11 protein-coding genes and 1 pseudogene are annotated in these 10,612 nt (G+C 54.7%); 2 read left to right on the forward strand and 10 right to left on the reverse strand.

Annotation, left to right across the window (positions count from 1 at the left end; genetic code table 11):
* Positions 1-519: 519 nt before the first annotated feature.
* Positions 520-822 (reverse strand): HigA family addiction module antitoxin, encoded by a 303-nt coding sequence (locus UTM25_RS22315; protein WP_047626395.1) that lies wholly within the window; start codon positions 820-822, stop codon positions 520-522.
* The gene (locus UTM25_RS22320; RefSeq protein WP_089601432.1) at positions 822-1,103 is read right to left on the reverse strand and encodes a type II toxin-antitoxin system RelE/ParE family toxin; all 282 of its coding nucleotides are present in this window, start codon (positions 1,101-1,103) and stop codon (positions 822-824) included. Before UTM25_RS22320 ends, UTM25_RS22315 begins: the two co-directional genes overlap by 1 nt.
* A 740-nt stretch (positions 1,104-1,843) precedes the next feature.
* On the opposite strand from UTM25_RS22320, the gene UTM25_RS22325 reads away from it, so the two are divergent.
* Both UTM25_RS22325 and UTM25_RS22330 read left to right on the forward strand, forming a co-directional pair.
* Complete coding sequence (locus UTM25_RS22325; protein ID WP_089601430.1) at positions 1,844-2,815, forward strand: ArdC family protein; 972 nt, start codon at positions 1,844-1,846, stop codon at positions 2,813-2,815.
* A gap of 479 nt (positions 2,816-3,294) precedes the next feature.
* A complete protein-coding gene (locus tag UTM25_RS22330; protein ID WP_089601428.1) occupies positions 3,295-3,726 on the forward strand; it encodes a hypothetical protein in 432 nt (143 codons plus the stop codon).
* Positions 3,727-3,756: 30 nt separating this feature from the next.
* Here the strand turns inward: UTM25_RS22330 and UTM25_RS22335 are convergent, their stop codons facing one another.
* The 8 genes and pseudogenes from UTM25_RS22335 to UTM25_RS22365 all read right to left on the reverse strand — a co-directional run bounded on the left by UTM25_RS22335 (position 3,757) and on the right by UTM25_RS22365 (position 10,435).
* A complete protein-coding gene (locus tag UTM25_RS22335; RefSeq protein WP_089601425.1) occupies positions 3,757-4,284 on the reverse strand; it encodes a phospholipase D family protein in 528 nt (175 codons plus the stop codon).
* Positions 4,277-5,023, reverse strand: a complete 747-nt coding sequence (gene mobC, locus UTM25_RS22340; protein ID WP_194401968.1) for a MobC family replication-relaxation protein — start codon at positions 5,021-5,023, stop codon at positions 4,277-4,279. The genes UTM25_RS22335 and mobC overlap by 8 nt, the downstream gene beginning before the upstream one ends.
* Positions 5,024-5,104: 81 nt before the next feature.
* Positions 5,105-6,934, reverse strand: a complete 1,830-nt coding sequence (locus tag UTM25_RS22345) for a type IV secretory system conjugative DNA transfer family protein (protein WP_242436460.1) — start codon at positions 6,932-6,934, stop codon at positions 5,105-5,107.
* An 811-nt stretch (positions 6,935-7,745) separates the two neighbouring features.
* Complete coding sequence (locus tag UTM25_RS22350; protein ID WP_089601422.1) at positions 7,746-8,144, reverse strand: H-NS family nucleoid-associated regulatory protein; 399 nt, start codon at positions 8,142-8,144, stop codon at positions 7,746-7,748.
* Positions 8,141-8,617 (reverse strand): topoisomerase C-terminal repeat-containing protein, encoded by a 477-nt coding sequence (locus UTM25_RS22665; protein WP_407713809.1) that lies wholly within the window; start codon positions 8,615-8,617, stop codon positions 8,141-8,143. The genes UTM25_RS22350 and UTM25_RS22665 overlap by 4 nt, the downstream gene beginning before the upstream one ends.
* A pseudogene (locus tag UTM25_RS22670) lies at positions 8,609-9,321 on the reverse strand (DNA topoisomerase); the annotation flags it as partial. The gene UTM25_RS22665 and the pseudogene UTM25_RS22670, both read right to left, overlap by 9 nt.
* Before the next feature lie 52 nt (positions 9,322-9,373).
* Entirely contained in the window at positions 9,374-10,141 is a 768-nt protein-coding gene (locus UTM25_RS22360; RefSeq protein WP_233469444.1) for a type IV secretion system protein VirB3, read from the reverse strand.
* Between the two features lie 9 nt (positions 10,142-10,150).
* Positions 10,151-10,435 (reverse strand): conjugal transfer protein TrbC, encoded by a 285-nt coding sequence (locus tag UTM25_RS22365; protein WP_089601420.1) that lies wholly within the window; start codon positions 10,433-10,435, stop codon positions 10,151-10,153.
* Between the last annotated feature and the right edge of the window lie 177 nt (positions 10,436-10,612).

The following is a 10,612-nucleotide window of genomic DNA, read 5'->3' on the forward strand; positions in this document are numbered from 1 at the left end:
TTGTCAGCCATCGGTTGATTCCTTCTAAGATAATTGTCTGATTAACCATTACCTTACCGGATAAGCCGATGGCTCTCACCATCCTTCCGAATTTACACCACGCACTAAGACTCTACCGTTTAAGTGGCCCTGGCCATAACTACACCGTTGCAGAGACTGCCAGCGCTATGGATATCGACTTTCTCAAACGGGTGAAATGCATTTATCTGGGAAAAACCACAGGTTCTCGCAACGTACAATATGTTAAATAGAGCGTTTTTTTACAAAAAAACTGCTGCTGCGGCTTCGAATATTTGACGCAATCTTACATACCTGGTGGGAGCTGACCCTGCGGTGCGAAGTGAGGAGCGCTCACATTTAAGTGAAGCAAAATTCCAAGATCATCGCCGGTTTCAAAAGCATTCGACCAGCCAAAATCCAAAGCCTCAGCAACGAACCAATCTTTTGCGTGAATAAAAAAGCCCCGCTTTAGCGGAGCTTCCTCTATGACCAGTGATGAAGCTCTAATAAGGGCTTATATTAGTGTACGGCTACATCACTTTTGACTGTAACCGGCACCACATGGGAGAGGTCGATCTCCTTACGGGCGCGGCTAAGGTCATAGGTCGCTTGCATTGCCAGCCAGAGTCGAGCTGCAATGCCTAAACCGGCCTCAAGTTTCAGTGCCATTTCAGGACTGATCGCCGCTTTACCAGCCGAGACTTTACTCAGCGCAGAAGGGGAAACGTCGAGGTTACGGGCAAGGGCGCGTAAGCTGATTTCGTTATCCTCCAGGTATTCGGTAATCAATCCCCCTGGGTGTGGGGGGTTGAACATCGTCATTAGTGGTAGTCCTCCAGATTCAGTATGTAGGCATCACCATCGATAAACTCAAAGGTGATTCGCCAGTTCGCCCGAACGGTGATCGCATAAAGATTCTTCTTATCGCCTTTCAGTGGGTGAAATTTGAACCCTGGATAGGCGCGGAAATCTTCTGTTGTCGTCGCTTCGTCTAACATCAGGAGCCGGAGTTTTATTCTCTCCACATCCTTTGCCTGTACTCCGCTCGGATCGTCGTTCTCAAAGAGCTTTTGTAGCCCTTTGTGCTTGAAACTTTTTATCATTATTGATTCCCTGTTTCTTGACAGGAAACATTATAGCACATGTTTCTCTTTGCGAAACGCCTTTCTGAAAATAACTTGTGATACTGAGGAAGGCGCAAAGCCAAAAGAAAAAAAGTACTTAAAAGATATGTAAACCGTCACATACGTTTCTATCCACTGGTTCGCCCGGCGGGGCGTCCAGTGCCAGTTGAACTTGTGCTGGTCTTGGACAAAGGTAGCGGTTGTGACGGTCTAACGGCCATCCTGTTGGTGATGGCCGCACGCCAGGCAGCGTCAATATCATAGCGTCGTGGCATCAGATTCACCTCCTAATGCTGTGTATATATACGGCATAAAGGACGGTGAAACTACTGTAAGTGATGGGGGAGTGCCGGTCAGAACGTCCCCGAAAACAAACCGCCCCCGGTTTCAGGACGGGCGTACTGACCGGCAGCGGTAGTGTAACACCACGCGCACAAAGGCAGCACTGATGTCGTCAGTGCTTTTTACCCGTACTCCCTGACGCTGAAGGGCAGTTTCACCCGTGCAGCTAAAGGGGAGGTAAGTCCGGGTGTGCTCATCGTCATTCTTTCCTGTGAAGCCTTTCTCCTGCGCATCAGCTTCCGGTAATCGTCCCCCGTCACAACCTGGTCAGCAAGGGTGAATGGCACGCTGCGCGCCCCTGCTGACCAGAACGACTCCGGGCAGGCCGAACCGTCAGGCGATACGAAGACGAAATTCACACTGACGGAGAAACAGCCATGACGATGAACCTGCACACCCAGACAACCGCCCCTAAAGCTGCCCCGGCGACCAGCGTATCCCCGCTGGAGCAGTCAGGCTCCTCAAAAACGAAATTTTCCAAGTGCAAAGGCAAGAGCAAAGCCCGCGCGGGCGCGGTTAAAACAGACCTCTACCAGACCGTCACGGATGGCATCATTGCCGCCCTGGAAAGCGGCGTTAAGCCGTGGGTGTGCCCGTGGGTTCGCAACGGCGCAGCGGCGGGATTACCGGCCAACCTCAGCACCGGCACGGCCTACAGCGGGATTAATATCATGCTGCTGTGGGGCAGTGCGGCAAAACAGGGGTTCCAGTACTCTCGCTGGCTGACCTACAAACAGGCGCAGGAGCTGGGCGGTCAGGTTCACAAGGGTGAGCACGGCACGACGGCCATTTTTTACAAGACGCTGGAGAAAGAGGACGAGGACGGCGAGATCGAAAAAATCCCGATGCTGAAAAGCTTTACCGTGTTTAATGTGGAGCAGATCGACGGGCTGGCCATCAAGAGCGTGCCGCAGCTGGTGACGGAATTTGACCCGCTGCCGCAGGCGGAAGCCCTGATAACCCGGAGCGGGGCAAAAATCACCGAGCAGGGCGTAAAGGCGTTCTATCGTCCGGCCACTGATGAAATCATCCTGCCGGAGCGGTTCCGCTTTGCGGACGCGGCGAACTTCTACGCGACCGGCCTGCATGAGCTGGTTCACTGGACGGGGGCCGCGTCCCGCCTCAATCGCGAAAAAGGCAATAAGTTTGGCTCTGAGGCGTATGCGTTTGAGGAGCTGATCCCCGAGCTGGGCAGCGCGTTTCTGATGGCGGATTTGGGGATTATGGGCGAGGTGCAGCATGAGAGCTATATCGCGTCCTGGCTGAAAGCCCTGAAGGGAGACAAGCGCTACATCTTTAAAGCGGCGGCAGCGGCGTCTAAGGCGCACCGCTGGCTGATGGACTGCTGACAGCTGAAGCCCTGCACCGCAAGGATTCAGTATTTTTGAAGGAAAGAAAAGCAGGGGGGGGTTATATAAGTCACTGTTTTTTAATGGTTATTATGCGTCACTAGCCTCAGATGCAGAACGTCCTGCAGCTGAGGCCAGCACGGGAAATTAAACCAGAAAGATTCAAAAAAAATGAACCATTTTTCAGGCGGCAGCCGTTACGTATCCGGGATACGTAACGGCGCGATGTCTTACGTAAAAAATAATGTAACGGCTTTCGCCGCCGCAGCTAAAGGGGCGGTAAGTCCGGGTGTGCACATCGTCATTTTCTCCTGTGATGCTTTTCTCCTGCGTATCAGCTTCCGGTAATCGTTCCCCATCACAACCTGGTCAGCAAGGGTAAATGGCACGCAGCGCGCCCCTGCTGACCAGAACGCCTCCGGGCAGGCCGAACCGTCAGGCGATACGAAGACGAAATTCACACTGACGGAGAAACGACCATGACGATGAACCTGCATACCCCGACAACCGTCCCTAAAGCTGCCCCGGCGACCAGCGTATCCCCGCTGGAGCAGTCAGGCTCCCCAAAAACGAAATGTCCTGAAATCAAAACCGTCAAAACGGCGGTGGTTAAACTTATCAGCGACATCGAGGACAACTGCTGCCAGCGTCTCGCATACCGCGAGGCAGTGGCGGGACTGTGCCAGGAGGTGGCCAACCGTATCACGCAGTGCATGCATTCACGCAGTACAGGGCAGACGTTACGGGAGCTGCGCGAGCTGCTGTCGGTAACGCTGGACACTATTATCGTGGTGGAGTTTGAAGGGGAGCAGACCCGACTTAACCATGGCGGGCGATCGGCTGAAGACGTGATCGCCATGCTGAAAGCGCTGCATCTTGAAGGGCGTAAAGCCTGGCTGGAAGTGGAGTAAAAAAAAGCCCCGTCCGCAGCCGGGGCTGATTCAGTACCGCGCATTCAGCGGGGTGCCCTCATCCCACAGGCGGTTAAATTCTCGCTGGTACGCCTCCGCCAGCTGCGGCGCATCCTCGATCAGCAGCACGTTTTCCGCGTTGCGCGAAACGGCGCTGGCAGTGTAGTTAAACGACCCGGTCTGGACATTTTTGCCGTCGATCACCATAAACTTGTTGTGCATGATGGCGTAATGGCCGTTAAGGCGCACCGGTACGCCCTGGTTTATCAGATACGTCACGGCAGTGTAGCGGTCGCTGTTGGCCTTTTCGTCGGCCACCACGCGCACGGCCACGCCGCGCCGGTTAGCACTGGCGATCGCCGTCGCGACCGGCTTACTGGTGAAGCTGTAGGCCGCGACGTCAATGCTCTGCCTGGCGTTGTTTATGGCGCCGAGCACGACCTCAAGGGCAGGGCGCCCGTCACACGGCGAAAAACCCGCCGTCAGGACGGGCGCGGCAGTGGAGAAAACAGGCACACAAAGGGCGGCGGCCAGCGCCAGAAGGGCGGTTTTACGCATAGTTGTCCAACTCCAGGCTTTTCAGTTCGTCGAGGGTATAAAAGCGAAAGACATCGCGGTGTTTTGCCTCCAGTTGCACATGCTGGTTTTTCACGATCACGCTGGCGATGCCGTCGAAAATAATCTTCAGGGCGCGCTTTTTCGCCTCGTCCGGGGCGACGTAAAACACGTACCGCCATTTTTTATCGCTGATAGCCAGCAGGTGGCTCGCCATGATGGACTGATAGCGCGCCTTTGTTTTAATACGTCGTTCGGTTTCAACGGCGATCAGCCTGCCGTCCGGCAGGCTGATAAGCCCGTCGGGACGGTGTTTGACGCTGTACTGACTGAGGAACGATGAGCGGTCGCCGTTAATCCACCCCGTCGCGCGGTTCTTCTCCAGCGTCAGGCGCACGAGCTGGTTATCAAGGTGATGGTCGAGTGACCAGCCGGTCAGGCGGTAGGGTTCAAAGCGGGCGGGCATTATGTTGTCGTCCGCCGTGAGGATCTCGGCCAGCCCGTCGGCGGTAATGCCCCACAGGGATATTCTGGACGCGCGGGATTCATGCACGTGCTTCTGAATCAGCCCCATTTTCTCCACCTTCTCCAGCAACCGGTAGAGAGGGCGGTCAGATTTAAAATCAAAAAGCAGCTTTATGATTTGGAAATCGCTGTAGGTTTCCTCCTTAAGAAAATTCAGCAGTACGCGAATTTTTTCAGTGCTGCGTGCATAACGTTCCTGATACGACGAAATAAGCATAGAAACTCCTTATTTTATAAATCCAGCAACGAATGTATTTCGTCATTTGGAGCGGGCTGTGATGCCATCAGCCACTCCTCGTCAGGCTGCACCGGCGGAGTAGGGATTGGCGGTACTGGTTTTTTTGGTGGCTGTGGCGCTGACCGGAATAATGTCCGGTGCCGGAGCTGATGTATCAAAATCCAGATCCAGTACCGGTTTAACTTCAGCCACGGTAGCAGCTGCAACCGGAGGCAGGGAAAACAGCTCCAGCGGGGCTTTATTAACCTTCAGCGGCGAGATTAACGACGGGAACGCGAGCGCGTTCTGACTGAAGATATAGCTAACGAACTTCGGCAGGTTTTGAAGCATATTGCTGTCGATGTAATAGCTTTCCGCCTGGTGAAGCATACGCTCGTTATCGACTTTTTCCGTCAGCACCGCCGTGGTGCTGACTTTCCGGCTTTCGTCATCGACTAAAATCGTGCCGGACATGCGCGCAATCCATTCGGCTGTGTCCGGATCCTGAAGTTTATAAACCAGCTTAAACTTGCAGTTTTCCACGACCGCACCCACAACGGCGTCGCCGTTTAAATCCGCCGGACAGTCGCGCAGGTCGGCAATCGACTGGTGAGCCATTAAGATATGAACGCCTTTATCGCGCGCCGCGCCTAACCCTTCGAGCGCAGGTTTTGACAGGTGATATTTAACCTCGTCCTTAAAGATGGCGATGGGGCGGATATTCCCCGCGACGCGGTCGCGTAATTCCGCGAGCTGGAACAGGCGAACTAAAATCATGCGCTGCGCGGTAATGATTTTAGAGTTACGCATTGAGCCGATGATGTAGCAGCAACCACCTTTGTCGAAAATCTCCTTCAGCGCAAAACCGCCGGGCGCGTTAATGCTGTTGAGCATCGCCAGCTCCTCGGTTTTACCGTGAAAGGCTTTGATCGTTTCGCCGATGCCCTGGACATAATCGCCGTTATAGATATCCCGCACGGTCGCGCCCGGATTATTCTTCACGAACTGCGCCGCCGTTCTCGCCGCCTTGCGATCGTCGATACGGTAAAAATCTGCCGCCTCGCCTTTTTCCGCCAGGCTGAAACCGGCCACGAATAATTCCTCCAGATGATCGGCGGTAATGCCGTCGATAAGGTTCATCTGGTATTCCTGCTTGTTCAGGTCGATAAGCACGAAGGGTTTTCCGGCGTCCGCGCACGCCTTTTTATACAGGTGCGGGGCCCACTCGTCGTTTTTGGGGTCGAGAATAAAAACGCCCTCGTCGGCGAGGATACTCTGATAAAGCAGAATACCGGTTACGACGCCTTTACCGGCACCGGTGGTGCCGATAATGTCGGCGTGCTGGGTCTGCCATTCTTTTAACGGAATATACTGCGGCTCGCCTTCGCGGCTCAGCCCGATAAAAACACCCTTATTCAGATCGATGTAATCCATCGGATCGTATTCGGTGGAGACGGGTAAAATCTCTTTTACCCAGCGAACGTCGGTTCTGCGGTCGCGCTCCATGCTGGTTTTTTTCACCATGCCGCGTTTGACCTTATCAAATTCAGGCGAGATCAGACGCCGTAAAATCACGTGCAGAATAAACCCGGCGACGGTAAACAGCAGCGCCATTGTCCAGGTCAGCAGCGGCGGGCTGGCGATATCTTCCCGGCCATAAATGCGCTGTAAAAACCAGACGGCCACCGGCGCTATCGTGCCGAAAACAAAACAGATCATGGAAAGCAGAATTAAGATCCTTTGCAGAAACGTCGGCTTTTCCTGCCCGCTGTGTCTCGCAGAAAATATAAAAGGCAGCATGACGCCGGACAGCAGCGCTAAAGCCAGCTGATGCGCCTGCAAAAAGGCGATAAAGGCCAGGACGACATTTGCTATCGGCGACAGCAAATGATTCAGTTTGTCGAATATCACGATATTCTCCTTCACTTAAATTCGGTCAGCACGCTCGGTCAGTCAGAACGGTCACGACCTGTGACCGTTCTGACTGACCGATTCCGTGCTGCAAAAGAAGTGGCCGCCAAGCGGCCATGATCGCAGGAGGTATACTCCCGCGATCTAACGGCGTGCGGCATTCCGCGCGGGCTGGACGCCCTTACTGTATGTCGCATGGGGGTAATGTCCTGGCTGAACGCCCGGTCAAACCCCCCAAGGTCAAAAGAGGCCACACCGTCGCGCGTTACGCGGGCCCCCCCCCCCCCCGCCGCGCCCCCCCCCCCACCACCCCCTAAAAGACGCCTGTTTTGACCTTTTTCTTCGCCTTGTTCGTTCCTCACAAAGCGAATTAAAAGGAAACTAGGCTTTTTAGGGGGTGGTCGCGCCACGCTACCGGCTTTTGGCCGGAGACTTAGGCTCGACGGTGTGGGGGGCAAGCCCCCCAAATAAACCGACGCGTGGGCGCGTCTTTTTGCTCGCTGGGGCGGCAAAATTTATTCGGCCCCCCCGGCTTTTTTCGGCTCACTTGGGGTGAGCGCTCAAAAGTGGGTTCGGCGACGCAAATTAGCAATTTCTTCGAAATTGAATTTACTCGCCTCTCACCACTGCGCTGATTTTACGGTCCGGGGATTAGCAATTTTTCCAAAATTGAATCCCCGGCCTCGCAAATCTTCGCAGCCTGAAAAGCGTCACACCCTGCGCGCCTGAGCAGGGTGCTGCTCACCTTAAAAAGCAAAAATATAAAACCGTTGTGGCTGCCAGAGATGCGATGATGATAATTCTTGCGAAACTATTCATTTGAGTTACCTATTAAAAAGCTTTCGAGGGTTTTTCCGGCGTCCAGTTCTTGCTGAATAAAGACCGGTACACGCCCCACGCCTGACCATGTTTTACGCACGCCGTGCTCAACATACTGGTATTTCGGTTTCCTTTTTGCCGACGATGGCGCGGCTGAATTGCCCGCCAGTTCAGCCGCCGGAAAACCTTCCGATTCAATGAGCGCCAGCAGTTCATTGCGCTTTTCCTCGCGCAGGCGGCGCTGATTTTCCTGCTTGATATGCTCTGCGCGCTTTTCATCAAGCGCCGCTGAAATACGCGCGCTCAGCTTCTCCAGAAAGGTGAAATCACTTTCACGTAAAAACTTTTTCAGCGCGCGCTCTGAGGTTAATTCGTCCTGGATACGGTTCATAATTTCAGCTCCTTCGGTACAGATACGTTCAATCCTTTCAGCGGATCGCGGGGTGGATATTCAAAACCGAGTTCCCCGGTTTTCGGATTTTCCAGGGTGACGATCATCGAATAGGTATCGTCGTTTTTCTTCGATTTAAAACCTTTAATAACGCCGGTTTTGCCCTTGCCGATTAACGTTTCGGCCTGTTTTGCCGTCAGCTTTTTGCCGCGCACTTCCAGCCAGATTTTGAACTGACAGCCGGTGCAAGCGCAGGTTTTCGGCATCATAACCAGCTCAGCTCCGCACGACGGGCATTTAACCGCGAGTCGGTTAAGCGCCGTTTTAGCGGGCTGTTTTTCCGCCGCGCTGATGGCAATATCGGCGCTCTCAACCAGGCGGGATACTTCCGCGTAAAGACCATCAATAAACCGCTCAATGGTCATTTCGCCGGTTTCAACTGCGGCCTGTTTTTCAGCCCAGACGGCAGTCATATCCGGCTGCGTCACCGAATCGGGCAAGGCATCAATTAACGCCAGCCCGGCGGCGGTCGGGATGAATTTGCCCTTTTCCACGGTGATGTAATCGCGGGTTTTCAGCGTCTCGATAATGGCCGCGCGGGTCGCCGGAGTGCCGATGCCGCCGTGTTCGTCTTTCTTGTCCTTATCCTTCTCCTTGAGCAGTTTTTTAATGCGCGGATCGGCGACAAAATCGGCCACGCGAACGAGGGCAGCGAGCAGGGTTGCCTCGGTAAACAGCGGCAGCGGTTTGGTTTTTTCTCGGAAATCACCACCTCGCGGCAGGTTAATGTCGCCCAGGTTTGCAGACGACTGATGGCCTCAAACGCGCTGCTGTTTTCGTCCTCCTCGTCGTCTTCCTCCGCATCGCTAAGGAACGCCGTAAAACCCGCGTCCGTGGTTTTACGCGCCGAGACTTTAAACATTTCGTCACCGCATTTGATCTCCGCGATCGCCTCGTCATAGCGCTTTTTCGCCACGAACTGCGCGAGATAAAACTGCGCGATGGCGAGATAAACCGCCTTTTCCCTGTCGGTAAGGCGGCTTAAATCCGGCATTTTCGTCGTCGGAATAATGGCGGTGTGAGCCGTCACTTTTTTACTGTCAAACGCCGCGCTTTTCTGCGCCGTATCGGTGGCAAGGCTGTTAAAAACGTCGAGCGTTTTTAAGGCCGCCACCACCTGTGGCGCGTCGTTAAACTGTTCGTCGGACAGATACGAACAGTCGGAGCGGTTACTCCAGCATCACCTGCAGTGCGTTGTCGAGGAGGGTTTTGCGTTCGCCCAGAGACTTCTGCTTCATGGCTGCCCGCTCGATGCCGGTGTGCGGATTGAAGCAGGCGGTGAAGAAGAGGCGGCGGCGGTAGAACGGTTTGTCTTTCCGCGAGGCGTAGAACAAGCGCGCTATCTCGTCTGAAAACGCAATCCCGGACTGACACTCAAGCGAGTCGGTAAATTCGTCGCTCACCAAGTGGGTATAAAAGGTAAAGGGCAGCCCCTCAAAGGAGCGGATAACGTTGTTGAGCTGCATGTCCAGGGTGGCGAGGTAATGCTCGTCCTCGCATTCAAAAATGGTGCCGCCGATCTCCCAGGTGCTGACAAAGTCACCTTTTTTGTTCTTCACCACCTGCTCGTGCAGGTGGGAAGACCAGGGGAGATAGCGGGACAGCGGGATACTCTCGTTGAGCCGCATATGTTTTATAAACTCCGTAACGTCAATGGCGTCGTACTGGTTTGCGACAAGCGCCTTTGTCCCGAAATTCCGGGTTGCCGCGCGGTTGCCGCGCGTTTTAAACGCCAGAAACTTCAGGTCAAAGAAATGAATGTCCTCTTTTGCCAGGCGTCTCAGCTCGATAAAGGCAGGAATGAGCAGCAGGAGAAGCCAGTAAAAGCGTGACCAGACGGCCGCCAGGGTAAGGATGCACAGGGTGAACAGCAGGGGGACAAGCGGCACCCCCCACAGCGCCGCCGGTCGGGTCAGCGCCTTGTTGAGGATGGTCATGCTGCCTCCTTAGGCCGAGAAGTAGGCACCGAACCCGGACGCCCCGGCGAGCAGGACGCCCGCCCAGAACACGCGCTTGAGATCGTGCCAGGCCTTTCCGTCAACCAGCATCTTGTAGGCGATAAAGGCCACCGCACAGCTAATGGTGACGACCGACATACTGGTGAGGCCGATGGCATCGCTGCCCTTCTGAAATGCCTGGTCGGCGCTGGCCGCCAGTGCAGGAACGGCAGGCAGGGCGAGGAGAGAGGCCATCAGGCGGGTTGCGGCGTTTTTGATGGTACGAAAAGTCATGATTTTTCCTTAATCAGAAGACACAGCGAGGCCGCCGCGCACGACGTGTGGCGGATAAGCGGGGACGCTGGTCAGTGTGGTGTCGGGTGCCGGTATAACGCCACGTATGACGCTGTCCGGGTAAACGGTGTTGTCGGACGGGACGGCGGGCGCTTTGGTAGAGTCTTAGTGCGTGGT

The sequence above is a fragment of the Enterobacter sp. 61D5 genome, from assembly GCF_034107965.1.
In the GTDB taxonomy this organism is placed as follows: Bacteria; Pseudomonadota; Gammaproteobacteria; order Enterobacterales; family Enterobacteriaceae; genus Enterobacter; species Enterobacter cloacae_M.

Coding starts and splice junctions, on each gene's coding strand:
- UTM25_RS22360 (WP_233469444.1), bottom strand. CDS start 10,141: ATGACCATCCTCAACAAGGCGCTGACCCGACCGGCGGCGCTGTGGGGG.
- UTM25_RS22320 (WP_089601432.1), bottom strand. CDS start 1,103: ATGATAAAAAGTTTCAAGCACAAAGGGCTACAAAAGCTCTTTGAGAAC.
- UTM25_RS22315 (WP_047626395.1), bottom strand. CDS start 822: ATGACGATGTTCAACCCCCCACACCCAGGGGGATTGATTACCGAATAC.
- UTM25_RS22365 (WP_089601420.1), bottom strand. CDS start 10,435: ATGACTTTTCGTACCATCAAAAACGCCGCAACCCGCCTGATGGCCTCT.
- UTM25_RS22350 (WP_089601422.1), bottom strand. CDS start 8,144: ATGAACCGTATCCAGGACGAATTAACCTCAGAGCGCGCGCTGAAAAAG.
- mobC (WP_194401968.1), bottom strand. CDS start 5,023: ATGCTTATTTCGTCGTATCAGGAACGTTATGCACGCAGCACTGAAAAA.
- UTM25_RS22665 (WP_407713809.1), bottom strand. CDS start 8,617: ATGACTGCCGTCTGGGCTGAAAAACAGGCCGCAGTTGAAACCGGCGAA.
- UTM25_RS22335 (WP_089601425.1), bottom strand. CDS start 4,284: ATGCGTAAAACCGCCCTTCTGGCGCTGGCCGCCGCCCTTTGTGTGCCT.
- UTM25_RS22330 (WP_089601428.1), top strand. CDS start 3,295: ATGACGATGAACCTGCATACCCCGACAACCGTCCCTAAAGCTGCCCCG.
- UTM25_RS22325 (WP_089601430.1), top strand. CDS start 1,844: ATGACGATGAACCTGCACACCCAGACAACCGCCCCTAAAGCTGCCCCG.